Consider the following 23,763-nt stretch of genomic DNA (forward strand, 5'->3'; position numbering starts at 1 on the left):
CCCCCGCCGCGGCGCCGCGCGCGCCGCCGACCCCCCCCCCCCCCCCCCCCGCCCCGCCCCCCCCCCCCCCCCCCCCCCCCCCCCCCCCCCCCCCCCCCCCCTCCGCTCAGGCGGGGGTCATCGAGGGCAGCGCGTGGGCGCGGGGGGCGACCCGCCACGCCGCCCAGGCCGGCAGGGCGCCGGCCCACGCCTCGCCGTCGTCGGTGCGCCGGCCGTCGCCGTGCAGCGCGGGCAGGCCGCGCACCCGCTGCAGCCCGTAGGCCGCCGCGGCCAGCTTGAGCGCCAGCCCCCGCCGCCGGTGCCGCGGCGCCACGTAGACCTGGTGGGCGAGCCCCGTCGCGGTCCACCAGCGCAGCGCGGCGACCTGCTGGTCGCCGCCGACGCCGGCCGCCCGGGCCTCGGCCTCGGTGAGCACGGTGCCCTCGGCGAACCGGCGGTCGGAGAAGGCGAGCAGGGTGGTCGCGGCCGGGCCGGCGCCGGGCTCGGGCAGCTCGACGTACCAGAGCAGCGGGACGTCGGCCAGCGCCACCTCGACGGCGTGCACCCGGCCGCCCTCGGCGTCGGCGCGGACGGCGACCAGCCAGCCCGCCGGACGGCGCCCGGCGGGGTGGTCGACGACGCTGCCGGCCGGGAACTCCCCGCCCAGCACCGCCACCCAGGACCGCTGCGGCCGCGGGCCCGGCTCCTCCTCCACGGGGAACCGGGCCCACCAGCCCACCGGGGAGGTGTCAGCCACGCTCGTCCCGGGCCCGGCGGCGCAGGATCAGCACCAGGAAGAACACCAGGCCCACGAAGAGGACGCCGAAGCCGACCAGGCCCACCTGTAGGTAGTTCGTGCTGCTCTCCGTCCGCAGGGCCGGCGTCGGAGCCGCGCCGTCGGCCGGCGTGGACGGCCGGACGGTGGCCGTCGCCCGCGTGGTGCCCGGCGCCGCGCTCGGGGTCGCCGCCGGGGTGGGCGCCGTGCTCGGTGCCGCCGCTGAGGGGACGGCCGCGGGCGCGCCGGCCGGCCGCGGGCCGGAGGTGGTGCCCCGGGTGCCGCCCGAGCCGGCGGTGACGGTGCCGCCGGAGCCGCCGGTGCCCGTGCCGCCGGTGCCCGCCGGCGGCGCCGGGGCGGTGCCGGTCGGGGGCTGCGGGACCGTCGTCGTCGGGGGCGTCGGGCTGCCGGTGCCGCCGGCCGGGCCGAGCTGCACCCTGACCTCGGCGACCTGGTCCCAGGCGGCGAGCTCCGCGTCCCACGCGGGGGCGCCGAGCTGGAGGGTCAGCGACTGCGGCTCGTAGCCCGCCGGGGCGCCGGTCGCCTCGAGCGACCACGTGCCGGCCAGCAGGCAGCCGGTGTGCACGACGACGCCGGTGTCGTCGGTGACGGCGACCGCCGGGTCCGCGGAGCCGGCCGGCTCGGCCGCCGCCGGCGGGGTCTCGCCGGCGGCCGGGTCGGCCTCGTCGGTGCCGGTGCCGGTGCTCGCGCCGGTGCCGGTGGTCGGGCCCGCCTCCGGCCCGCGCTCGGCCGGGAGCGGGAGGTCGCCGTCCGGGACGGGCAGCAGGGGCCCACCGACGGGCGGCCCGTCGGAGGACGGCTCCTCCTCGAACGGCGGCTCCTCCTCGAACGGCGGCTCCTCGACCTGGCAGTCGTCGGCGTACTCGGCGCCGGGGGCGTGCCGGTAGCCGGGACCGGTGAGGGTGTACCCGGCGCCGGCCAGCGGTGCGCCGGTGGCCGCGTCGACCACGGAGGTCACGACGGCGGTGTGGAAGAGGGAGGGGTTGGCGATGCCCTGGTACTGCCCCACCAGGCAGCCGGGGAAGTCGCGCGGGTAGACGCAGTCGTCCATCTCGAAGACCGCCACGGGGCCCTCGGCCGGGGCCAGCCCCGGCACGCCGCTGACCTGCTCGACGACGTAGGTGCCGGCGGCCAGCGAGACCAGCGGCGTGCCGTCCGCGGCGTCGGCGTTGCCGGGGTGGTCCACCTCGCAGGCACCCCAGACGTCGGTGACGCACCAGGCCGCGAGGTCGCCCGCCGCGCCGTCCCCGGCGCGCTCCGCGGCCGCGGCCTCCGCCTCCGCCGCGCCCTCGTCGCCCTCACCCGCCGGCGCGTCGACCTGCCGGAAGGCGAGGACGGCCCCGCTCATGTCCAGGTCGGCCGGCACGACGCCCTCGGGAGCCAGCCCGACGGTCAGCGGGGCGCCGTCGATCGACTTGCCCACGCCGAAGTCGGGCGTGAGGTCGGCCTGCGAGAGGTCGGCGGGCGTCCAGTCCTCCAGCGCCTCGGCGGCCGGGGTCACGCCGGTCTCGTCCCCGGCCAGCAGCGTCGCGTCGCCGGTCGCCGGGTCGTCGTCGGCGAGGGCGGCGGGGGCCGCGGCACCGGAGGCGACCAGCAGGCCCAGGCCGAGGACGGAGCCGCCGGCCAGCCTCCGGCGGGAGCGGTGGCGCAGGCGGGGTGCGGTGCGCGTGGGCGCCGACATCGGGACTCCTCGGACGGTCTCCCGCCGACCGTCGTCGGGAGCCGCGCGGAGCCTGTCGGCGTCCGCCCACCCGGACCCCGCACCGGCACCGGACACGCCGGGCCCACCTGGGCCGACGCCCCGCCGTCCCCGGCCGTCACAGTGGTCGGACGTGACCGTCCGGTACGGCGGAGTCGCCGGGTGACGGTCCCCGTTCCCCGGCGACTCCGCTCAGACGCCGACGCCGAGATCGCGGGCGATGAGCATCCGCTGCACCTCGCTGGTGCCCTCGCCGATCTCCAGGATCTTGGCGTCGCGGTAGAAGCGGCCGACCGGGAACTCGTTCATGAACCCGTAGCCGCCGTGCACCTGGGCGGCGTAGCGGGCGTTCTCCATCGCCACCTCGGAGCTGTACAGCTTGGCGATCGAGGCCTCGCGCTTGAACGGCTCGCCGCGCAGCATCCGCTCGGCGGCGCGGTAGTAGGCCAGCCGCGCGGTGGAGGCCCGCACCTCCATGTCGGCGATCATGAACTGGATGGCCTGGTTGCGGCCGATCGGCTGCCCGAAGGCCTCCCGCTCCCGCGCGTAGCGCACCGACTCGTCGACGCAGCCCTGCGCCAGCCCGACCGACAGCGCGGCGATCGCCACCCGGCCCTCGTCGAGGATGGACAGGAACTGCGCGTAGCCGCGGCCGCGCTCCCCCACCAGGTTCGCCGCGGGCACGTGGACGTCGCTGAACGACAGCTCCCGGGTGTCGGAGGCGTTCCAGCCGACCTTGGAGTACCGCTTCCCCACCGCGAAGCCGGGCGTGCCGGCGGGGACGGCGATCGCGGAGATCTCCTTGCTCCCGTCGGCGCGGGTGCCGGTCACCGCCGTCACGGTGACGACCTCGGTGAGCTCCGTGCCGGCGTTGGTGATGAACGCCTTGCTGCCGTTGAGCACCCACTCGTCGCCGTCGAGCCGGGCGGTGGTGCGGGTGGCGCCGGCGTCGGACCCGCCGCCGGGCTCGGTCAGCCCGAAGGCGGCCAGCGCCTGACCGGAGCACAGCCGCGGCAGCCAGCGCTGCTTCTGCTCCTCGGTGCCGAACCGGTGGATGGGCATCGCGCCGAGCGAGACGCCGGCCTCCAGGGTGATGGCCACCGAGCTGTCGACGCGGGCGAGCTCCTCCAGGGCGACGCACAGGTCGAAGTAGGTGCCGCCGCCCCCGCCGTACTCCTCGGGGAAGGGCAGCCCGAACAGCCCGAGCTCGCCCATCTGCCGCACGATCGCGGTGGGGAACTCGTCGCGCTCGTAGAACTCCCCGATCTGGGGCGCCACGACCTCGCGGGCGAACTCGCGGACCGTCGTCCGCAGCGCTTCCGTCTCCTCGTCGAGCCGGTAGTCCAGCACCGTTCTCACTCCCCCTCGCCGGGCGCCGGGGTGGCCGGGGTCTCCGGCGTCACCACGGCCACCCGCTCGTCCAGCCGGACCGGTCGGCCCGCCGTCACCGCGAGCTCGGTGACCGTCCCCGCGACCGGGGCGGTCAGCACGTGCTCCATCTTCATCGCCTCCACGACCAGCAGCGGGGCGCCGGCCTCGACCACGTCGCCCACCGCGGCGCGGACGACGGTGACCGTGCCGGGCATCGGGGCGGTCACCTCGCCGCCCCCGCCGCCGCCCTCGGCCGCGGCGTGCAGCCGCTCGTGCTCGCGCAGCGCCACGGTGTGCCCGCCGCCGGCCAGCCAGACCGTGCCGCCGTCGTGGGCGACCAGCCAGCGGGTCGTCCTCCCGTCCAGGGACACGGTCAGCTCGTCCCCCTCGCGGGCGGCCCGGGCCGGCATCGGGTCGGCGCCGCCCACCCGCACCTGCGCGTCGGCCGCCCGGCCGCGGACCCGCACCTCGACCGGCTCGCCGCCGGCGGCCTGCAGCCGGCGCAGCGTCCAGGCGGGGTCGCCGAGGCGCCAGCCGTCGGGCACGTCCCAGGGGTCGACGACGGCGCCGGCCGGCTCGGTCTCCAGCAGCAGTGCGAGCCCGGCGGCGGCGTACACCTCGGGCGGCAGCTCGCCGGCCGCGGTCAGCGCCTCGCCGCGGCGCTCGATCAGCCCGGTGTCCAGCCGGCCGGCCGCGACGTCGGGGTCGGTGAGCAGCGCCCGCAGGAACGCGGTGTTGGTGGGCACGCCGAGCACCTGCGTGCCGCCCAGCGCGGCGAGCAGCCGGGTGCGGGCGGTGTCCCGGTCCGGCGCCCAGGCGACGACCTTGGCCAGCATCGGGTCGTAGTCGGTGCCGACGACGGAGCCGGGCGCCAGCGAGCTGTCCACCCGGACGCCGGGGCCGGCGGGCTCGCGCAGGCCGAGCACGGTGCCGCTCTGCGGGAGGAACCCGCGGGCCGGGTCCTCGGCGTAGACCCGCGCCTCAATCGCGTGCCCGGCCAGCCGGACGTCGTCCTGGCCGAACGGCAGCGGCTCCCCCGCGGCGACCCGCAGCTGCAGCTCGACGAGGTCCAGGCCGGTGACGGCCTCGGTGACCGGGTGCTCGACCTGCAACCGGGTGTTCATCTCCAGGAAGAAGAAGTCCTCCGGGCGGTTGGCGTCCACGATGAACTCGACCGTGCCCGCCCCGGTGTAGCCGACCGCGCGGGCGGCCTCCACCGCGGCGGAGCCCATCCGGGCCCGCATCGCCTCGTCCAGCAGCGGGGACGGCGCCTCCTCGACCACCTTCTGGTGCCGACGCTGCAGGCTGCACTCGCGCTCGCCGAGGTGGACGACGGTGCCGTGGGTGTCGCCGAGCACCTGCACCTCGACGTGCCGGGCCGCGCCCACGTACCGCTCGACGAGCAGGGTGTCGTCGCCGAAGGAGCCGCGGGCCTCGCGCCGGGCGGCGGCGATCTGCTCGGCGAGCTCGGCCTCGGCCCGGACCACCCGCATGCCCTTGCCGCCGCCGCCGGCCGAGGGCTTGAGCAGCACGGGGAAGCCGATCTCGACCGCGGCGGCGGCGACCGCGGCGTCGTCCATGCCGGGCTCGGTGCGGCCGGGCACCACCGGGACGCCGGCGGCCATGACGGTCTGCTTGGCGCGGATCTTGTCGGCCATCGCCTCGACCGCGCCGACCGGCGGGCCGACGAAGACGAGGCCGGCCGCCGCGCAGGCCTTCGCGAACTCGACGTTCTCCGACAGGAAGCCGTAGCCGGGGTGGACCGCCCGGGCGCCGGTGCGCAGCGCGGCCTCGACGACCCGCTCGATCGACAGGTAGCTCTCGGCGGCCGGCGCGGGCCCCAGCCGGACGGCGACGTCGGCGACCCGGGTGTGCAGCGCGCCGGCGTCGGCGTCGCTGTACACGGCGACCGAGCGGACGCCCATCGCCCGCAGCGTCCGGATCACGCGGACGGCGATCTCGCCCCGGTTGGCGACGAGGACGGTCTCGAACATGCGGCTCACATCCGGAATACGCCGTAGCCGAGCTCGCCCAGCGGCGCGTTGGCGCACGCCGACAGGGCCAGCCCGAGCAGGGTGCGGGTCTGGGCGGGGTCGATCACGCCGTCGTCCCAGAGGCGGGCGGTGGCGTGGTACGGGTGGCCCTCGCGCTCGTACTGGTCACGGATCGGGGCCTTGAAGGCCTCCTCGGCCTCGGCCGGCCACTCCTCGCCGCGGGCCTCGAACCCCTCGCGCCGCACGGTCGCCAGCACCGAGGCCGCCTGCTCCCCGCCCATCACCGAGATGCGGGCGTTGGGCCAGGTGAACAGGAAGCGGGGCGAGTACGCCCGGCCGCACATCGAGTAGTTGCCGGCGCCGAACGAGCCGCCGATGACCACGGTCAGCTTCGGCACCCGCGCGCAGGCGACGGCGGTGACCATCTTGGCGCCGTGCTTGGCGATGCCGGCCGCCTCGTAGTCGCGGCCGACCATGAAGCCGGTGATGTTCTGCAGGAACAGCAGCGGGATCGACCGGCGGTCGCACAGCTCGATGAAGTGCGCGCCCTTGAGCGCCGACTCCCCGAACAGGACGCCGTTGTTGGCCACGATCCCGACCGGGTGGCCGTGCAGCCGGGCGAAGCCGGTGACCAGCGTCGCCCCGTAGAGCGGCTTGAACTCGGCGAACCGGCTGCCGTCGACCAGCCGGGCGATGACCTCACGCACGTCGTAGGGCGTGCGCGGGTCGACCGGCACCACCTCGTACAGCGACTCCGGCGGGTGCAGCGGCTCCTCGACCGGCTCGACGTCCCACGGCCGCGGCGCGCGCGGGCCCAGCGTGCCGACGATCTGGCGCAGCAGCTGCAGCGCGTGGGCGTCGTCCTCGGCCAGGTGGTCGGTGACGCCGGAGACCCGGCTGTGCAGGTCCCCGCCGCCGAGCTCCTCGGCGGTCACGACCTCGCCGGTCGCGGCCCGCACCAGCGGCGGCCCGCCGAGGAAGATCGTGCCCTGCTCGCGGACGATCACCGCCTCGTCGCTCATCGCCGGCACGTAGGCGCCGCCGGCGGTGCACGACCCGAGGACGGCGGCCAGCTGCGGGATGCCGGCCTTCGACATGGTCGCCTGGTTGTAGAAGATCCGGCCGAAGTGCTCGCGGTCGGGGAACACCTCGTCCTGCAGCGGCAGGAACGCCCCGCCGGAGTCGACCAGGTACAGGCAGGGCAGCCGGTTGTGCAGCGCCACCTCCTGGGCGCGCAGGTGCTTCTTGACCGTCATCGGGTAGTAGGTGCCGCCCTTGACGGTGGCGTCGTTGGCGACGACGACGCACTCGCGGCCGGCGACCCGGCCGACGCCGGTGACGATCCCCGCGCCGGGGGCGTCGCCGTCGTAGAGGTCGTGCGCGGCCAGCGGGGAGAGCTCGAGGAACCGGCTGCCGCGGTCGAGCAGGGCGTCGACCCGCTCCCGCGGCAGCAGCTTGCCCCGCTCGACGTGCCGCTGCCGCGCCCGCTCGCCGCCGCCCTCGGCGACCCGGGCCAGCTGCGCCCGCAGGTCGGCGACGAGTGCGGCGTGCGCCGCGGCGTTGCGGCCCGCGGCGTCGGGGTCGGGCGGTGCGGTGCGGCTCAGCACGGGGGCGTCCACGACCCGGGATGTTAACGACGGTTCACGCGGAGGGTCAACGGCGGTTAACATCTGCGCCGTGCCCGAGGCCGACACCGCGCTGCACGACGACGCCGCCCGGCCGTCCCGCCGGGAGCAGATCCTGCGGGCGGCGGCGCAGCTGTTCGCCGAGCGCGGCTCCCGAGCCGTGGGGGTGGACGACGTGGGCGCCGCGGTGGGCGTGACCGGCCCGGCCATCTACCGGCACTTCGCGAGCAAGGACGCGATGCTGGCCGAGATGCTGCTGCGGATCAGCGAGCGGCTGCTGGCCGGCGGCACCGCCGAGGTCGCCGCGGCCGGGCCCGACCCGCGGGCGCAGCTGCGGGCGCTCATCGCCTTCCAGGTCGACTTCGCGCTGGACAACCCGGCGCTGATCACCGTGCAGGACCGCGACCTGCCCAACCTCGCCGAGGCCGACGCGCACGAGGTGCGGCGGCTGCAGCGGCGCTACGTGGAGGTGTGGGTGGCGGTGCTGACCGCGCTGCACCCGGCCGCGGGCGTGCAGGCCTGCCGGGCGCGGGCGCACGCGGTCTTCGGGCTGGTCAACTCCACGCCGCACAGCGGGGGGCGGCTGCCGCGGGCGCGGATGGCCGCGCTGCTCACCGCGATGGCCGAGGCCGCCGCGACGTCCCCGCCCCCCGAGGCATAGGTCAGGCCGCGGGGTCGGGCATCGGGAGGGACAGCGCGGTGCCGGCCACCACGTCGAGGTCGGACGTCGACCCGCGCCCCGGCCCCGCCCACGCCGTCTCCACGATCGTGACGACGGTGCCGTCCACGGCGCTGGCGTACTCGGCGCGCGACAGCTCCGCCGGGCCACCCGGGTAGCGCACGCCCTCGCGCAGCAGGTCGCTGACGTTGCCGCTGCCATTGGTGTCGGCCAGGACCCGCAGCGCGTCGGCGCCGGCCTCGTCGCCCATGTCCACGGTCGAGATCGCGACGACGACCGCGTTGCCGTCGACCTCGGTGGAGTACAGCGCCCGGGCGAGGCCCGCGCAGTCGGTGTCGGCGAAGAAGTCCGCCACCGCGCCGTAGGCGTGCGCGGCGCAGCTGCCGTCCTCCTCGAGGCGCTGCAGGGTGAAGGTCAGCCCGTCGCGCTGCGCGGTGTCGCCGGTCTGCAGCCCCTGCTCCTGCGTCGGGGCGGACGTCGTCGGCGCCGGGCCGGCGGTGGTGCCGCGGTCGGCGTCGTCGTCCCCGCCGCCGAGGACGGCCACCAGGCCGACCACGACGACGGCGATCACCAGGACCAGCGCGCCGGCCAGCAGGAGGAGCCGCCGGGTCCGGTCCGGGCGCCGGCGGGCCACCACCAGCGGCGTGCCCGCCGGGCGCTCGGCCGAGCGCCACTCGCTCTGCGGCCACTCGCTCTGCGGCCGCTCCAGCAGCGGCCGCCCCGGCTCGGGGGCGGGGACGGCGGGAGCCGAGACGGCGGGAGCCGAGACGGCGGGCGCGACCAGCGTCGCGGGCAGCGCCCGGGAACCGGGGTCGGTGGTCTCCGGCCGGCCGAACAGCCCGCCGATGCCGTCGGTCTCGTCGGCCGCGGGCTCCGCCGGGGCCGGCGCGGGCTGCGGCGCGTCCCAGGTGGGGGCCGGCGCGGCCCAGGCCTGCTGGCCCCACGCCGACGCGGCGGTCGCCCCGCGCGCGGAGACCGGCTGCGGCGGGGCCGCGGGGGCGAGAGGCTGCGGCGCTTCCCAGGCCGAGGCCACCGCCTGCGGCGCCGGGGTGACGGGCTGCGGCGCCGGGGCGAGGGCCTGCGGCGCGGCGGGCACCGCGGCCTGCTGCGCGGCGGCGGCGACCGACGCCCGGTGCGCGGCGGCCGCCTCGTCGGCCCGGATCGCGGCGGCGGCGACCGCGGCCGCGGCGGCCGGGTCGACCCGCGGGCCGCCCGGGGTGGGCGCGACGAACCCGCCGGTCACCGGCGGGACGTGCGGCGCGGCCGCCGGCGCCGCGGCGGGAGGCGGCGCCATCGCCGCCGAGGCGTGCATCGCGGCCGGCGCGAGCAGCTCCCGCCGGCGCAGCACGTAGGGCGAGTAGGGGAAGCCCTCCCCGTTCAGCTCCTCCACCGAGGGGCCGCGGCCGGGCAGCCCGAGCACCTCCAGCGCCGACCGGACGTCGGCCGTCGTCCACAGCCGGGGGTTGTCGATGCCGGCGTAGCGGGCCGAGCGGGCGATGCCGAGCAGCAGCGACCGGGACTCCAGCAGGGCGACCTGGTCGCCCTCGCCGAGGTCGCCGTCGGCCGGGACCAGCCCGGTCAGGTCCCCGACGAGCACGGTCAGCCGGGCGATCCGGCCGGGCTCGAGCCCGGCCTGCCGCAGCCGGACGGCGGCCTCCATGCCCGAGCGCATCAGGCCGTCCAGCGGCGAGGAACCGCCGCCGGCGATCTGCAGCACCTCGCCTGGGCGGGCGTCGGGGGCGATGCTCCAGGCGCCCTCGGGCACCGCGGTCACCACACCGGTCTGCTTGGGGACCTCCGCGATCCGGACGACCGCCAGGCCCTCCGGCACGAACAGCACCGCGTCGGAGATGCGGCGGCCCATCGGCCCGTCGACCATCGGGAGAGAGGCGACGACGGCCGCGCGGACCGCCCCGCCGGTGTCCCACCGGGCCAGCTCGGCGAACACGGCACGCTCCCCCGCCGTCTGCAGCGGCTCGGGGGTGAGGGCCAGCACGTCGTCGTCCTCCGGCGGGTCTCGAGTGTGGGGGTGCGCGCGGCGCAGCAGCAGGGGGCCGGGCCGGTGCCCGGCCGGGCGTCGTCCGTCCGACGCTACGTCATGTGACGGTTCGGTCCGCCCCTCAGCGCAGCGACGCGCCGCCGACCGCAGCGGGGACCTCGACGGCGGCGCCGCCGGGCTCGGCCGGCTGGCGCCAGGCGGCGAACCAGGCGCTGCGGGCGACCCAGTCGACCGCCGTCCACAGCGCGGTGAAGCAGGCGATCACCAGCGCGATGGACCACCAGGACCAGTTCCACGGCGGCAGCAGGTCGGCCGCGTCCTGCAGCCAGCCGGCGCCGTAGACCGCCGCGGCCGTGACCGGCGCGGCGCTCCAGCCGGGCAGCCCGCGGGTGACCGCCAGGTCGATGCAGACCGCCCCGACGAGCATGACCAGCGGCAGCACCGACGCCGGGAAGCCCATGCCCACCAGCGCCAGCCACATCACGGCGCGGTAGGCCAGGTAGACGCCCACGACCGCGGTCGCCGTGAACCGCAGGCCGACCACCTTGCGGGCGACGACGAGGGAGAGCAGGCCGGCGCAGATGATCCACGCCGGGTGCACCCAGGAGGGCACCGGCAGCATGAACATCGTCGGCGTCTGCCCCTGCGAGGCGGCGAAGTCGAGCAGCTGCTGCTCCGCCGTCGTCTCGCCCGCCTCGTAGGCCCGCAGCGACAGGACGCCGTACTCCTGGTGCTGGTTGGGGAAGACGACGTTCTCCACGAAGAACAGCCACAGGCCCAGCGACACCAGGTCGCGCACCCGCCCGGGCGCGGCGTACAGCCACCAGCCGCGGATCGCGCCGGCCAGCATGATCGCCGTCCCGATGTAGAGCAGCGCGTGGCTGGGGCTCCAGCTGGTGATGTCCAGGCCGTTGATGCGGTGGTTGAGGATGTCGATCGGGATCGCGACCAGGAAGGTCGCGATGCCCACCTGCATGAGCCGCAGCGCCCGCCGGTCGACGCCGTAGCCGCTGTAGCTGTGGAACACCACCAGCGCGATGACCACGGCGGTGCCCGCGGAGTTCAGCAGGTGCGGCGGCGCCAGGTCGTCGCGCAGCCACTTGAAGTGCCACGACACGTCCCACGACGAGCCGAGCATCTTCAGCAGGAACGCACCGAGCCAGGCGGTGTAGATCCACCGCAGCTCCTGCTCGGTGGTCGGGCGGCCCGGGCGCCCGGGGGTCATGTAGGCCAGCCACAGCCACCGCAGGGTCGCGATCGGGTGGCGCATCGCCGCGGGCAGCGAGCCGGGGGCCGCGGGGACGGCGCGGTCGGTGGTCGGGCTGGGCACGGGGGTGCTCCCTGCAGATCGGGGTGGGGGCGCGCAGAGCCTAACCGCGGCGGCGCCCGGATCCGAGCCTCGGAGTGGACCGGGAGCGGCGCCTGCGGTAGGGGCGGGCAGGCGAGGCGGGCGGGACGGACGGTGCGTAGGGTCCTCCTCCGTGGCGGAGAGCGCGGGACACCTGGTCTGGATCGACTGCGAGATGACCGGGCTGGACCTCGGCAGGGACAAGCTCATCGAGGTCGCCGTCCTGGTCACCGACTCCGAGCTCAACGTGCTGCACCCCGGGCTGGACCTGGTCATCCACGCCGACGACGAGGCCCTGGAGGGGATGGCCGACGTCGTCACCGAGATGCACGCCAAGTCGGGTCTGACCGAGGCGGTCCGCGCCTCGACGCTGACGGTGGCCGAGGCGGAGCAGCAGGTGCTGGCCTACGTGAAGCAGTTCGTGCCGGAGCGCCGCACCGCACCGCTGTGCGGCAACTCGATCGGCACCGACCGCGGCTTCCTCGCCCGCGACATGCCCGAGCTCGACGACCACCTGCACTACCGGATGGTCGACGTCTCCTCGGTCAAGGAGCTGGCCCGCCGCTGGTTCCCGCGGGTCTACTTCGCCCAGCCGCCCAAGGGCCTGGCCCACCGCGCGCTGGCCGACATCGTCGAGTCGGTGCGGGAGCTGGCCTACTACCGCCAGACGCTGTTCGTCGACAGCTCCGGCCCGTCCTCGTCCCAGGCCCAGGCCGCCTCCCGGCGGGTCACCGAGACGTTCGCCGCCGTCCTGGCCGCCGCCGACGCGTCGGCACCCCCGGCCGCGTCGGAGGGCTGACCCTCTCGGGTATCGTTGCCCCGGTTCCCGGGACGTCCGCGTCGCGGGAGCGCGCGGTGGGTGTAGCTCAGCTGGTAGAGCACCAGGTTGTGATCCTGGGTGTCGCGGGTTCGAGCCCCGTCACTCACCCCACGGAGGAGGCCCTGGTCGGTGCGCCGACCAGGGCCTTCCCCTTCCCACGGCCCACCCCTGCGGCCCTACAGTCCCGCCATGCCGCAGCCGCCCCGCCGCACCCGGCTGGCCGACGCCGCGGCGGCCTTCACGAGCAACGTCCGCAACCCCGACCTGCGCCGCGCCCAGCTCAGCTTCCTGGGCGCGTGGACCGCCGAGTGGGCGTTCACCGTGGCCCTCGGGATCGTCGCCTACCGGGACGGCGGCGCGACGGCGCTCGGGCTGGTGGGGCTGCTCCGCATGGTCCCGTCCGCCCTGCTGGCCCCGCTGCTCTCGCCGCTGGCCGACCGCGGGCGGCGCGAGCGCGTCCTGGTCGTCGTCTCCACCCTCCGCGGGATCGCGACCGCCGCGGCCGCCGGCGTCGCCGCCGTGGACGGGCCGGCCGCCGCCGTCTACGCCCTGGCCGTCGTGTCGACGATCGCAGCCACCCTGTACCGGCCGGCGCACTCCGCGCTCCTGCCCTCGCTGTGCTCCACCGGGCACGAGCTGGCCAGCGCCAACGTCGTCCGCGGGCTGCTCGACTCCGCCGCCACGCTGGTGGGGCCGCTGCTGGCGGCGGTGCTGCTCGGGGTCACCGACGTGGCGGTCGTGTTCGCCGTCGCGGCCGGGGCCTCCCTCTGGGCGGCCGCGCTCCTGCTGAGGCTGCGCTACGAGGCGCCGCCCCGGCCCGCCGCCCCCGCGCGGCCGCGGCTGGTCCGGGAGGCGGCCGAGGGGGTCCGCGCCGTCGTCCGCGACCGCGACCTGGCGCTGATCCTCGGGCTGGCCGCCGCGCAGTCGTTCACCCGGGGCGCGCTGACCGTGTTCTCGGTGGTGGTCGCGATCGAGGTGCTCGGCACCGGCGAGCCCGGGGTGGGCGCCCTCATGACCGCCGTCGGGGTCGGCGCCGTGCTCGGCTCCCTCGCGGCGTCGCTGCTCGTGGGCACCGCCCGGCTCGGGGGGTGGTTCGCCGTCGGGGTCGCGCTGTGGGGGCTGCCGATCGCGCTGGTCGGCGTGGTCCCCGCGGAGGTCCCGGCGCTCGCGCTGGTCGCCTTCGTCGGCGTGGGCAACGCGCTCATCGACGTCGCGGGGTTCACCCTGCTCGGCCGGCTGGCCCCCGACGAGGTGCTGGCCCGGGTCTTCGGGTTGTTGGAGAGCCTGGTCGCGGTGTCCATCGGGATCGGGGCGGTCGCCGCGTCGTGGGCGGTCGCCGCGTCCTCGCCGCGGACCGCCCTGGTCGTCATCGGGCTGGTGTGCCCGGTCCTGGCGGGAGCCTCCTGGTGGCGGCTGCGCCGGCTGGACCGCACCGTGGGTGCCCACGACGCCGACGTCGACCTGCTCCGCGGGGTGCCGATGCTGCGCACGCTGCCGCTGCCGTCGCTCGAGCAGCTCGCCCGGGGGCTGGAGCCGGTCGCCGTCCCGGTGGGCGCGGTCGTGTTCGAGCAGGGCGACCCCGGCGACCGGTACTACGTGATCGAGTCCGGCGAGGCCGAGGTGGTCGGGGACGGCCGCCTGGTCACGACGCTCGGGCCCGGCGAGGGGTTCGGGGAGATCGCCCTGCTGCGCAGCGGCCCCCGGACGGCCACGGTGGTGGCCCGCACCGACCTCCGGCTGCGCGCGCTGCGCCCGGACCGGTTCCTGCCCGTCGTCCTCGGCTTCACGCCGAGCGCGCGCGAGGCCGCGACCGGCGTCGACCGCCTGCTGGACCGGTTCACCCCGGGGATCCCGGTCCGCGAACGGCCCCCGGACGCTGCGCCGGGCCCTTGATGCCCCCGCGCCCGCCTGCCACGGTGGTCCATGCCGACCAGCCGGGGCCTGCTGCTCATCGCGGACATGGGCGGCTACACCGACTACATGCGGACCCACCGGATGAGCCTCGCGCACGCCGAGGTGAACACCGGCCGGCTGCTCGAGCGCGTGATCGACGCCGCGCCCGGCCTGGAGCTCGTCGAGATCGAGGGCGACGCGGCCTTCCTCTACCGCCGGGTCGATCCCGGTACCCCGGACGCGCTCGCCGAGGAGGTGACGCGGCTGGCCGTCGCGATGCACCGCGCCTTCCACGTCGAGCGTGAGCACATCGCCCGGAACCTGTGCCCCTGCGCCGGCTGCAAGGAGGCCGCGGCCCTCACGCTCAAGTTCGTGGCGCACGTCGGTGACATCGCCACCCAGACCATCCGCAAGCGGCTCAAGCTGGTCGGGATCGACGTCATCCTCGTCCACCGGCTGCTGAAGAACCCGGTGACCGTCCCCGAGTACGTGCTGCTCACCGAGGAGCTGTACGGCAGCGGTCCGTCCGCGCTGGGCGACGAGGCGCAGGAGATCACCACCGACCTCGAGGGGATCGGCCCGGTGCGAGCCTTCTACGTCGACGTCGCCGACCTCGGCGGATCGGCTGCCCCCGCCGTCGCCCCGAGCTGGCGGGGGCGGCTGGGCAGGACGGCGTACGCGGCGGGTGCCGGCCTGCCCTACATGCTCGGCCTGCGCCGACGCCGGCGGGAGGCGGTGGCGTCCTGACCCGCGCGCCGCGGCCGGGCTCCCCCGCCGCGGCGGCACGGTCCCGACGTCAGGGACCATCGACCGGTGAGCACCACCGCGACCACCGACGGCACCCGCGCCCCCTCCCCCACCGACGTCGCCGCCGAGGCCGCCCGGCGGCGCACCTTCGCCGTCATCAGCCACCCCGACGCGGGCAAGTCGACGCTCACCGAGGCCCTGGCCCTGCACGCCCGGGTGATCGGCTCCGCGGGCGCGGTGCACGGCAAGGCCGGCCGCCGCGGCACGGTGAGCGACTGGATGGACATGGAGCGCGACCGCGGCATCTCCATCACCTCCGCGGCCCTGCAGTTCGCCTACCGCGACGCCGTGGTGAACCTGCTGGACACCCCCGGCCACGCCGACTTCTCCGAGGACACCTACCGGGTGCTCACCGCGGTGGACGCCGCCGTGATGCTCATCGACGCCGCCAAGGGCCTCGAGACCCAGACGATGAAGCTGTTCGCCGTCTGCAAGCACCGCGGCATCCCGATCATCACCGTGGTCAACAAGTGGGACCGGCCGGGCATGGACGCGCTCGCGCTGATGGACGAGATCACCGAGCGCACCGGCCTCACCCCGACGCCGCTGACCTGGCCGGTGGGCATCGCCGGGGACTTCCGCGGCGTGCTCGACCGCCGCGACGGCACCTACCGGCACTTCACCCGCACCGCCGGCGGCGCCACCATCGCCCCCGAGCAGGTGCTGGACGCCGACCGGGCGCTCGCCCAGGAGGGCGACGCGTGGGTGCAGGCGGTCGAGGAGTCGGAGCTGCTGGCCGAGACCGGCGCCCAGCACGACCAGGAGCTCTTCCTGGCCGGCGCGACCACGCCGGTGCTGTTCGCCTCGGCGGTCTCCAACTTCGGTGTCGGCCAACTGCTGGACGTGCTGGTCGACCTCGCCCCGGCGCCCGTCGACCGGCCCGACGCCGAGGGCCGGCCGCACCCGCTGGACGCGCCGTTCAGCGCGTTCGTGTTCAAGGTGCAGGCCGGGATGGACGCCGGGCACCGCGACCGGCTGGCCTACATCCGGGTCTGCTCGGGGGTCTTCGAGCGCGGCATGGTGGTCACCAACGCCTCGACCGGCCGGCCGTTCGCGACCAAGTACGCCCAACAGGTCTTCGGCCGCGACCGGGAGACCATCGAGACCGCCTGGCCCGGCGACGTCGTCGGCCTGGTCAACGCCGCGGCGCTCGGCGTCGGCGACACGCTGTACGTCGACCGGCCGGTGCGCTACCCCCCGGTCACCACCTTCGCGCCCGAGCACTTCGCGGTGGCGCGGGTGGCCGACACGAGCAAGTACAAGCAGTTCCGCAAGGGCATCGAGACCCTCGCCGGGGAGGGCGTGGTGCAGGTGCTCACCTCCGAGCGCCGGGGGGACGGCGCACCGGTGTTCGCCGTCGTCGGGCCGATGCAGTTCGAGGTCGCCGGCCACCGGATGGAGCACGAGTTCGGCGCCCGGGTCACCCTCGAGTCGCTGCCCTACTCGCTGGCCATGCGCACCGACGAGGCCTCGGTGCCCGCCATCACCGCCAGCAGCGGCACCGAGGTGATGCAGCGGGCCGACGGGGAGCTGCTCGCCCTGTTCACCACCAAGTGGGTGATGGGCATGGTCCGGCAGAAGGACGGCGTCACCCTCGAGCCGCTCGTCGCGGCGCAGCTGGGCTGAGTCGGCGCGGCCGACCGGTGCCGGCCGTCAGCCGATCCGCACCGACGTCCGGCCGCGCAGCACCCAGCGCCCGCCGCGGCGCTCGACGGCCGGCGGCGGCGTGTCCGAGGGCAGGCCGAGGCCGGTCACCCGGGAGAACGGGCGGGTGGCCTCGGTGGCGAGCAGGTCGCGGCCGCGCGCGCTGAGCGCGAAGGTCTCGGTGACCTGCCCGGGCTCGCGGGGTAGCGACTCGAGGTAGCCGGCCTCGTGGGCCCGGGTGAAGCAGGACAGCAGCTCGACCTGGCGCTGCCGCCACGCCGCGGCGTCGCCCGCGGCCGGGCGGGGGTTGAGCCGCTCCAGGAGCGCGAACATCGTCGCCGGCTGGTCCTCGGCGCTGAGGGCCTCGAGGACGGGACGGAGATCGGCGCTGGTCTGCATGGGAGCGACGCTAGGCCGACCGGCCGGGCGTCCCGCGGCCCTGACCTGCCGAAAGTCGCGGCGATCGGTGGGGAGAGCTGCCAGGCGCCCGCCCGGGCCGCGGCCGCCGGCGGCGGGCCGCCGTGCCGGCTGGGACGCGTGGGGCGGGTGCAACCGACACGCCCCCGCGGGTGCTGGCCCGGCTCCCCGAGGGCTCGGACCCTGGCGACATGACGACGGCCTACGCCTACGGGACCGCCCACGCGGTCGTGATGGTCGGCGCGGTCGGCACCGCCGACGGCCTGCAGCCCCGGCAGATCGGCCCGGCGCACGCCACGATCGGCAAGGTGCACGGCCGCAGCCGCAAGTCGCTGTGCGGCGCCTACGTCGCGGTGGACGAGCAGACGCCGTGGCCGCCGGAGGGCTACACCGACGAGCAGCTGTGCCCGGAGTGCGCGGAGCTGGCCACCCTCTGAGCGGTCAGCCGCCGGCCACCGACGGCAGCACCTGGACGACGGCGCCGTCCGCGACCGGCGTGGCCAGGCCCTGCCCGAAGCGGACGTCGTCCCCGTCGACGTAGACGTTGACGAACCGGCGCACCGCTCCGGTCTCGTCGCGGATCCGCTGCCCGAGCAGCGGGTGCCGGGCGGCCAGCCGGTCCAGCAGGTCGGCCAGCGTGCCGCCGCCGTCCACGGTCAGGTGCTTGGCGCCGCCGGCCAGGTCGGCCAGCACCCCGGGCAGCACCACCTCCGCGCTCATGGCAGCCGGGCCGCGCGGACGACCAGCACGTCCGGCAGGTGCGCGGCGACGAGGGTGAAGGAGTCGCCCTCGTCGGCCGAGGCGTAGACGCAGCCGTCGCGGGTGCCCACGTACACGCCGGTCGGGTCGCCGTCGTCGACGCACAGGGCGTCGCGCATGACCGCGGCCCAGCTGGCGTCGGGCAGCCCCCCGCCGAGCTCGGTCCAGGAGCCGCCGCCGTCCCGGGTGCGGTGCACGCGCAGCCGGCCACCGGGCGGCAGCCGCTCCATGTCGGCGACCAGCGGCACCACCCACGCCGTGCCGGGGGTGCGCGGCGAGGAGGCGACCGGGAAGCCGAAGTCCGCCGGCAGCCCCGCCGCGATCGAGCGCCAGGAGATCCCGGCGTCGTCGCTGGCGAAGACGCCGAAGTGGTTCTGCGCGTACAGCCGGTCGGGGCCGGCGGCGTCGACGGCGACCTTGTGCACGCACTGGCCGTACTCGGGCAGCTCGTCGGGGAGGAACACCGCGGTGATGCCCTTGTTGCGGGGCTCCCACGAGCCGCCGCCGTCCTCGCTGACGTAGACCCCGCCGGTGCTCATCGCCACGAGCACCCGCTCGGACGCGGGGTCGGGCAGCACGGTGTGCACCGCTCCCCCGCCGCCGCCGGGCTCCCACGTGGGCCGGTGCGGGTGCTCCCACAGGCCGCGGACCAGGTCGAAGGTGCAGCCGCCGTCCTCGCTGCGCCACAGCGAGTGCGGCTCGCAGCCGGCCCACACGACGCCGGGCCGGTCGGCGGAGTCCGGGCGCAGCTGCCACACCCGGGCCAGCGCCGCTCCGGTGTCCTCGGGGAAGCGGATGGCGCCGGACCCGGTCTCCTGCCAGCTCCGGCCGAGGTCGTCCGAGCGCATCACGGTCGGGCCCCAGTGTCCGTACTGGATGCCGGCGAGGACGCGGGGCGCCGGGCCGCGGGTGTCGACCGACACCGCGGCGACCTCCTGGGCCAGCAGGTACGGCCCGTCGAGGGTCCAGCTGCGTCGGTCGTCGTCGCTGCGTGCGAGCCACAGGCCCTTGCGCGTGCCGATGGCGAGCAGGTCGGTCATGGCGCCTCCCGGGGTCGGGGGCGCGGCCGCGCCCCTCGCCAGGACAGACCGGCGAGGGGCGCGGAACTGAGCGCGGAACCGAGCGCGGAACTGAGCGCGGAACCGAGCGCCGGGCTCAGCGGCGGGTGGCGCCCCCGTCGGGGTGCGTGGGCCGGTCGGTGGTCAGGTCGGGAGCGAGCTTCTCGGCCCGCGCCCGCAGCTCCTCGGCGGCGGTGGCGTGCTCGTGCGCGGCGGCGGCGCGCTGGGCGGCCTCCTGCTCGGCCAGCCGGGTCCGCTCCTCCACCTCGGCGCGCTCGCGCCGGGCGCGGGCGGCCTGCTCCTCGGCCAGCGCCTGCTCCTTCTCCGCCTGCACGCCGCGCAGCTGCGCCTCCTGCAGGTGCTCGCGCGCCTGCTCCCGCTTCCGGGCGGCTCCGATGCGGTTGCGCTTGGCCATCGCCAGGGCGAGTGCCACCAGCAGCACGACGGCGACCACGACGATCAGCACGATCAACCAGGTGTCCACGGGGTCCTCCTCGGGGGGCAGCGTCCCCCGAGGAGTGCCCGCGCCGGACCGCGGAAAACCAGGGCGCTACTGCAGCGCGCTGCCGGCCTTCCACTCCTCCCAGGACAGCGTCCAGTCGTAGATGTCGCCGTCGGCCGGGCCCAGCGGCGGGCCGACGGAGTTCTTGATCTCCACGACGTCGCCGGGCACGGAGAAGTCGTAGAACCACGCCGCCCGCTCGGTCGACATGTTGATGCAGCCGTGCGAGACGTTGCTGTTGCCCTGCTGGGCGACCGACCACGGCGCCGCGTGCACGAACTCGCCGTTGTTGGAGATCCGCACGGCGTACTCGACCGGCGTCCGGTAGCCGCCGGGGCTGTCGACGGGGACCCCGTAGGTGCTGGAGTCCATGACCCGGTTGCGGTTGAGCTCGGTGACCACGTGGACGCCGTTGTGGCTGGGGTTGTCGTCGCTGCCGGCGCTGATCGGGTAGGTCTGCACCAGCTGGTCGTTCTCCCAGACCTCCATCACGTGCGAGCCGGCGTCGGCGATCGACACGTGCTTGTCGCCGACGCGGAAGGAGATCGTGCGGTCCTTCTCGCCCCAGACGCCGTCGCCGAAGGGGACGCCGTACAGGTCGGCGTGCAGCGTGACGTCGGTGTTGGCCGGCCAGTAGGTGGAGGGGCGGAAGTGCACCTCGGTGTCGCTCAGCCAGCTCCAGACCCCGTCGGTCGGGGTGGAGCTGGTCACGAGCAGGTGGCTCTCCACGGCGGCCTGGTCGGTGACCGGCTCGTCGAAGTACACCCGGATCGGCATGCCGACGCCGACGGTCTGCCCGTCGAGCGGGCCGATGTCGGGCGTCGAGACGCCGGCGGGGGTGACCGTGGTGAACGTGGACGACGCCTCGACCGTCTCCTCGTCGGCGCCCTCGGCGCTGGCGGTGAGGGTGTACGTCGTGCCGTAGGCGAGGTCGGCGTCCGGCGTCCAGACGTCGACGGCGGGGTCGCGCGGCGAGTCGGCGACGGTGCCGGCCACCGGCGTCCCGGCCGCGTCGGTCACCGTGACCTCGCCGAGCTCGCCGTCGGTGACGGTGATCTCCAGCGGGACGACGGGCGAGACGTCGGCGCTGCCGTCGGCCACGCTCAGCGCCACCTCGGCGGGCGCGGTCTCCTCCGGCGGCGAGGAGGACGCGGCGGAGGAGCTCCCGGAGCCTCCGTCGTCCTGGCACCCCGCGAGCAGGAGCAGCGCCCCCGCCACGGCCACAGCGGTTGTCCGTCGCACTCGGTCCGACACCCCTTCCGTCCCCCGCGGCCCCGGTTCCCCGGGGACCGCCGATCCAGAGTCCCACGCGAAGGCGATACGGCGGCGTCCGTCGGCCGCGGCTCCGGGGGCACCCGGCGGGGGTCGTTCCGGCGCTGGTATCGTTTCCCCTCGTTGCCCGGTGCTCCGGTCGACACGCGCCATTAGCTCAATTGGCAGAGCAGCTGACTCTTAATCAGCGGGTTCGGGGTTCGAGTCCCTGATGGCGCACCCACCCCCTCCCCCGCCGGCGGCGCACGACGGGCGCGCCGGCGCCCCCCGCTCCTGACTACGTCGGGTGGCTCGGCAGGTGCGTCCGGGCCCAGAGGGCCGCCGAGGTCCGGTCGGAGACCCCGATGCGCTGGAAGGCGTGGCTGAGGTGCGCCTTGACCGTGCCCTCGCGGATGCCGAGGCGGGTCGCGATCTGCTTGTTCGCCAGCCCCTGGGCGACCAGGCGCAGGACCGCCCGCTCCCGGTCGGTGAGCTCGGGCCGGGTGGTGAGTGCCGGACCGCCGCGGAGGACCTCCCGGGCGACACGGGGGTCGAGCGGGGACTCCCCGCGGGCCGCGGCCCGCAGCCCCTTGAGCAGGTCCTCGGGTTCGCTGTCCTTGAGCATGTAGCCGACGGCACCGGCCTGGAAGGCGTCGACGATGCGTTCGCGGTCCGAGAAGGACGTGAGCACGAGGACGTGGGACTCCGGGCTCAGCTCGCGGACCCGCCGGGTCGCCACGACGCCGTCGACCCGGGGCATGGACAGGTCCATCAGGACGACGTCCGGCCGCGTGCGCGCGACCAGGTCCGCGGCGAGGTCCCCGTCCGAGGCCACCCCGACGACCTGCATGTCCTCGGCGGCGTCGATCACCCGGGCCAGCCCGGCGAGGACGACCCGGTGGTCGTCCACGACCAGCACCCGGATCACCGGGGCAGCACCAGCCGCAGCTCCGTCCCCCGGCCGATCGCCGAGGTCACCTCCAGCACGCCGCCGAGCACCTCGGCCTCGTCGGCGAGTCCCCGCAGGCCCAGGTGCCCCTCCGCCACGGGCGCGGCGGGATCGAAGCCGTCCCCGTCGTCGCGGACGGCCAGGGACACCTCCTCGTCGGCGAGGCGGACGGTCACCCAGATCTCGCCCGCGTGGCCGTCGCGGACCGCGTTGCGCACCGCCTCGCGGGCGGTCCGGTACAGCGCCGCCTCCAGGTGGTCGGGCAGCTCCGGGTCGTCCGGCAGGTCGAGGTGGACCCGCACGCCGCGGGCCCGGACGGGGTCGATCAGGTCGAGCAGCGCGGCGCGCAGCCCGGAGCTGCGCAGGTTCGCCGGGTAGAGGTCGATGAGCAGGGACCGCAGGCTGCGCACGCTCGTGCGGATGCTCGCCTCGGCCGCGCGCAGGTCCTCGGCGGCGTCGGGCCGGCCCGCGGCCCGGAGCGGTCCCGTGCCGGCACTGACCAGGAGGGTGGCGCCGATCAGGTCCTGGACGACGCCGTCGTGCAGGTCCCGGGCCATCTGACGGCGCTGCTCCTCCACCGCCTCCGCGGTCCGCCTGGCCATGCGGCTGCGCTCGCGCTGCAGCCGCCGCAGGGTGGCCGAGGCCAGCCAGAACTGGAGCACCGCGAGGAGCCCGAGAGCCACCAGCCCGATGCCCGCGAACGAGGCCAGGACGTCCCGCTGGCGCTGCTCCAGGACGTCGTAGCGGACGTAGGCCTCGAACAGCAGGTTCTCCCCGCTGTCGGTGTGGACCGCCGTGTACACCTCCAGCAGCCTGGTGTCGCCGCCGGTCCGCTCGAGCCGGTTCTCCTCGGCGCTCAGGTCCTTGACCGTCGTGCTCGACCCCTCCGACCGGAGCACGTCGAGCAGCTCCTCGGCCAGCGGGAACGTGTCGCCGATCAGCTCGGCCTCGTCGCTGTAGACGATCCGCCCGTCGTCCGTCCACAGCTTGACCCGCTCGATCGGCGTCTCCGGCAGCAGGTGCTCACGGACCGCGTCGTCGAGGGCCGCCAGCGCCGCCGGGTCCCCGGCCCGCAGTTCGTCACTGGTCGGCTCGACGAGGGCGTGGGTGATCGCCTCGTTCAGCGTGCGGATGTTCTCGAGGACCTCGTGCCGGGCCAGGCGGGCGCTCGCGAAGTACCCGCCGACGGCGATCACGACGAGGATGACCACCGTCCCGACGGACATCCGGACCAGCACGCGGCGCGTGGTCCCGTCCTCGCGGCCGGACGTCCCGCGGCCGTCCGCGAGCACGACCGTGCGCGGCGTGCTGACGTCGACGTGTGAGCTCACAGGGTCCTCGGGGGCGGCCCCACGGGAGGTGCCGGGGCAGGGACGCAGTGTGCGGTGCGTCACCCCGGTTGTCGAGGGACGTCGTCCTGACAGGTGTCGCCCGCACGGCGGAGGCTCCTCCCGGCACACGAGGAGCCTCCGTGCGGTCCCGCGCAGCCTCCCGGACCGAGGGGTCGGCGCGGGCGTCGCGTCAAGGCGCAGAACCGCACCGCGGCGCCGCGGGCTGCGCGGCATAGGCCGTTCGCTTACGGGAGCCGTGGACGTCCCGGTGCTTGACTCGTGCCGTGACGACCGGTGTCCGGGGCCGGTCCGAGCGGAGGAGCGCAGGGTGCTGACTGTCCGGCTGGTCTGGGTGGAGCCACCGCAGGACCTCGCGGGGGTCGTGGCCGAGGTCCCCGAGAGCGTCGTCGCGCAGCGGGCGATCGAGCCGAGCCCCGGCACGGGCTTCCCTGGGCCGCCCGGGCGGTACGGGCTCCTGCACGAGGAGCTGTGGCGGACCATGGACCCCGAGGACCCGGCGCCGGTCTTCCTGCACGAGGCCTATGAGGCCGGCCTGGAGAGGTGGGTGAACGTGCTGCCCGACGCCAGCGCCGAGGTGGCGGTCGTCGCCCGCGTGCGGGACGCGGTGATGCAGCTGGTCGAGACGCGTCTGGCGGCCGATCCCGAGGCGTTCTCGGCGAGCCCGACGGTGACCACGACCGAACCCTCCAGCCGGGGCATGGTCGTCGTCGGCCGGTCCGTCGTCCTCCACCCGTCCCGCCGCCGGCGCCCGTCGGCGTCGGCCGACGCCCGGCAACGGGACGTGGGCCGGCGCAGGCCGTAGCGGCGACTCACGCCGCCGG

General features: G+C 76.2%; 21 protein-coding genes and 2 tRNA genes. 9 read left to right on the top strand and 14 right to left on the bottom strand.

Features of this window, described 5'->3' with window-relative positions; translation table 11 throughout:
* Positions 1-106: 106 nt before the first annotated feature.
* The 5 genes from ACI79F_RS13915 to ACI79F_RS13935 form a co-directional block, all read right to left on the bottom strand.
* Positions 107-736, bottom strand: coding sequence for a hypothetical protein (locus ACI79F_RS13915; RefSeq protein WP_456544029.1), 630 nt, complete (start codon positions 734-736; stop codon positions 107-109).
* On the bottom strand, positions 729-2,456 hold the full coding sequence (locus ACI79F_RS13920; protein WP_456544030.1) for a hypothetical protein: 1,728 nt from the start codon (positions 2,454-2,456) through the stop codon (positions 729-731). Before ACI79F_RS13920 ends, ACI79F_RS13915 begins: the two co-directional genes overlap by 8 nt.
* 210 nt (positions 2,457-2,666) lie before the next feature.
* A complete protein-coding gene (locus tag ACI79F_RS13925; protein ID WP_456544031.1) occupies positions 2,667-3,824 on the bottom strand; it encodes an acyl-CoA dehydrogenase family protein in 1,158 nt (385 codons plus the stop codon).
* A gap of 5 nt (positions 3,825-3,829) precedes the next feature.
* On the bottom strand, positions 3,830-5,839 hold the full coding sequence (locus tag ACI79F_RS13930; protein ID WP_456544032.1) for an ATP-binding protein: 2,010 nt from the start codon (positions 5,837-5,839) through the stop codon (positions 3,830-3,832).
* 5 nt (positions 5,840-5,844) lie between these two features.
* Positions 5,845-7,458, bottom strand: a complete 1,614-nt coding sequence (locus tag ACI79F_RS13935) for a carboxyl transferase domain-containing protein (RefSeq protein WP_456544033.1) — start codon at positions 7,456-7,458, stop codon at positions 5,845-5,847.
* Between the two features lie 58 nt (positions 7,459-7,516).
* Here ACI79F_RS13935 and ACI79F_RS13940 point away from each other — a divergent pair, with 58 nt between their 5' ends.
* Complete coding sequence (locus ACI79F_RS13940) at positions 7,517-8,125, top strand: SACE_7040 family transcriptional regulator (RefSeq protein ID WP_456544034.1); 609 nt, start codon at positions 7,517-7,519, stop codon at positions 8,123-8,125.
* 1 nt (position 8,126) lies between these two features.
* Here the strand turns inward: ACI79F_RS13940 and ACI79F_RS13945 are convergent, their stop codons facing one another.
* Positions 8,127-10,139 carry a hypothetical protein gene (locus tag ACI79F_RS13945; RefSeq protein ID WP_456544035.1) on the bottom strand — a complete coding sequence of 671 codons (2,013 nt, stop codon included), beginning with the start codon at positions 10,137-10,139 and terminating at the stop codon, positions 8,127-8,129.
* Between the two features lie 124 nt (positions 10,140-10,263).
* Positions 10,264-11,472, bottom strand: a complete 1,209-nt coding sequence (locus tag ACI79F_RS13950) for a hypothetical protein (RefSeq protein ID WP_456544036.1) — start codon at positions 11,470-11,472, stop codon at positions 10,264-10,266.
* A gap of 151 nt (positions 11,473-11,623) precedes the next feature.
* Between ACI79F_RS13950 and orn the strand changes: the two genes are divergently transcribed.
* The 5 genes from orn to ACI79F_RS13975 all read left to right on the top strand — a co-directional run bounded on the left by orn (position 11,624) and on the right by ACI79F_RS13975 (position 16,636).
* Positions 11,624-12,289 (top strand): oligoribonuclease, encoded by a 666-nt coding sequence (gene orn, locus ACI79F_RS13955; RefSeq protein ID WP_456544037.1) that lies wholly within the window; start codon positions 11,624-11,626, stop codon positions 12,287-12,289.
* 56 nt (positions 12,290-12,345) lie between these two features.
* A tRNA-His gene (locus ACI79F_RS13960) sits at positions 12,346-12,421 on the top strand.
* A gap of 78 nt (positions 12,422-12,499) precedes the next feature.
* Positions 12,500-14,203, top strand: a complete 1,704-nt coding sequence (locus tag ACI79F_RS13965; protein WP_456544038.1) for an MFS transporter — start codon at positions 12,500-12,502, stop codon at positions 14,201-14,203.
* A 30-nt stretch (positions 14,204-14,233) separates the two neighbouring features.
* Positions 14,234-14,950 carry a DUF2652 domain-containing protein gene (locus ACI79F_RS13970; protein WP_456544039.1) on the top strand — a complete coding sequence of 239 codons (717 nt, stop codon included), beginning with the start codon at positions 14,234-14,236 and terminating at the stop codon, positions 14,948-14,950.
* Positions 14,951-15,016: 66 nt separating this feature from the next.
* Positions 15,017-16,636 (top strand): peptide chain release factor 3, encoded by a 1,620-nt coding sequence (locus tag ACI79F_RS13975; protein ID WP_456544040.1) that lies wholly within the window; start codon positions 15,017-15,019, stop codon positions 16,634-16,636.
* A 27-nt stretch (positions 16,637-16,663) separates the two neighbouring features.
* On the opposite strand, the gene ACI79F_RS13980 is transcribed toward ACI79F_RS13975, so the two are convergent.
* Positions 16,664-17,053: a hypothetical protein gene (locus ACI79F_RS13980; protein WP_456544041.1), complete on the bottom strand. Its 390-nt coding sequence runs from the start codon at positions 17,051-17,053 to the stop codon at positions 16,664-16,666.
* A 209-nt stretch (positions 17,054-17,262) separates the two neighbouring features.
* On the opposite strand from ACI79F_RS13980, the gene ACI79F_RS13985 reads away from it, so the two are divergent.
* Positions 17,263-17,508 (top strand): hypothetical protein, encoded by a 246-nt coding sequence (locus ACI79F_RS13985; protein WP_456544042.1) that lies wholly within the window; start codon positions 17,263-17,265, stop codon positions 17,506-17,508.
* A gap of 4 nt (positions 17,509-17,512) precedes the next feature.
* On the opposite strand, the gene ACI79F_RS13990 is transcribed toward ACI79F_RS13985, so the two are convergent.
* The 4 genes from ACI79F_RS13990 to ACI79F_RS14005 all read right to left on the bottom strand — a co-directional run bounded on the left by ACI79F_RS13990 (position 17,513) and on the right by ACI79F_RS14005 (position 20,614).
* Positions 17,513-17,791: a ubiquitin-like small modifier protein 1 gene (locus ACI79F_RS13990; protein ID WP_456544043.1), complete on the bottom strand. Its 279-nt coding sequence runs from the start codon at positions 17,789-17,791 to the stop codon at positions 17,513-17,515.
* Complete coding sequence (locus ACI79F_RS13995; protein ID WP_456544044.1) at positions 17,788-18,870, bottom strand: WD40/YVTN/BNR-like repeat-containing protein; 1,083 nt, start codon at positions 18,868-18,870, stop codon at positions 17,788-17,790. The genes ACI79F_RS13990 and ACI79F_RS13995 overlap by 4 nt, the downstream gene beginning before the upstream one ends.
* A gap of 115 nt (positions 18,871-18,985) precedes the next feature.
* Complete coding sequence (locus tag ACI79F_RS14000; protein ID WP_456544045.1) at positions 18,986-19,372, bottom strand: hypothetical protein; 387 nt, start codon at positions 19,370-19,372, stop codon at positions 18,986-18,988.
* A 66-nt stretch (positions 19,373-19,438) separates the two neighbouring features.
* On the bottom strand, positions 19,439-20,614 hold the full coding sequence (locus ACI79F_RS14005; RefSeq protein ID WP_456544046.1) for a L,D-transpeptidase: 1,176 nt from the start codon (positions 20,612-20,614) through the stop codon (positions 19,439-19,441).
* A 194-nt stretch (positions 20,615-20,808) separates the two neighbouring features.
* On the opposite strand from ACI79F_RS14005, the gene ACI79F_RS14010 reads away from it, so the two are divergent.
* Positions 20,809-20,881: transfer RNA gene (locus tag ACI79F_RS14010), tRNA-Lys, on the top strand.
* A gap of 58 nt (positions 20,882-20,939) precedes the next feature.
* On the opposite strand, the gene ACI79F_RS14015 is transcribed toward ACI79F_RS14010, so the two are convergent.
* Together ACI79F_RS14015 and ACI79F_RS14020 are read right to left on the bottom strand one after the other, a co-directional pair.
* On the bottom strand, positions 20,940-21,569 hold the full coding sequence (locus tag ACI79F_RS14015) for a response regulator (protein ID WP_456544047.1): 630 nt from the start codon (positions 21,567-21,569) through the stop codon (positions 20,940-20,942).
* Entirely contained in the window at positions 21,566-22,921 is a 1,356-nt protein-coding gene (locus ACI79F_RS14020) for a sensor histidine kinase (RefSeq protein ID WP_456544048.1), read from the bottom strand. The genes ACI79F_RS14015 and ACI79F_RS14020 overlap by 4 nt, the downstream gene beginning before the upstream one ends.
* 328 nt (positions 22,922-23,249) lie before the next feature.
* Here ACI79F_RS14020 and ACI79F_RS14025 point away from each other — a divergent pair, with 328 nt between their 5' ends.
* Positions 23,250-23,744: a hypothetical protein gene (locus ACI79F_RS14025; RefSeq protein ID WP_456544049.1), complete on the top strand. Its 495-nt coding sequence runs from the start codon at positions 23,250-23,252 to the stop codon at positions 23,742-23,744.
* Positions 23,745-23,763: the final 19 nt, after the last annotated feature.

It is taken from the genome of Blastococcus sp. SYSU D00868 (assembly GCF_054050575.1).

Excerpts from the sequence above, each read along its gene's own strand:
- ACI79F_RS13920 (WP_456544030.1), bottom strand. The coding sequence starts at position 2,456 with ATGTCGGCGCCCACGCGCACCGCACCCCGCCTGCGCCACCGCTCCCGC.
- ACI79F_RS13995 (WP_456544044.1), bottom strand. The coding sequence starts at position 18,870 with ATGACCGACCTGCTCGCCATCGGCACGCGCAAGGGCCTGTGGCTCGCA.
- ACI79F_RS13980 (WP_456544041.1), bottom strand. The coding sequence starts at position 17,053 with ATGCAGACCAGCGCCGATCTCCGTCCCGTCCTCGAGGCCCTCAGCGCC.
- ACI79F_RS13930 (WP_456544032.1), bottom strand. The coding sequence starts at position 5,839 with ATGTTCGAGACCGTCCTCGTCGCCAACCGGGGCGAGATCGCCGTCCGC.
- ACI79F_RS13970 (WP_456544039.1), top strand. The coding sequence starts at position 14,234 with ATGCCGACCAGCCGGGGCCTGCTGCTCATCGCGGACATGGGCGGCTAC.
- ACI79F_RS13965 (WP_456544038.1), top strand. The coding sequence starts at position 12,500 with ATGCCGCAGCCGCCCCGCCGCACCCGGCTGGCCGACGCCGCGGCGGCC.
- ACI79F_RS13985 (WP_456544042.1), top strand. The coding sequence starts at position 17,263 with ATGACGACGGCCTACGCCTACGGGACCGCCCACGCGGTCGTGATGGTC.
- ACI79F_RS13990 (WP_456544043.1), bottom strand. The coding sequence starts at position 17,791 with ATGAGCGCGGAGGTGGTGCTGCCCGGGGTGCTGGCCGACCTGGCCGGC.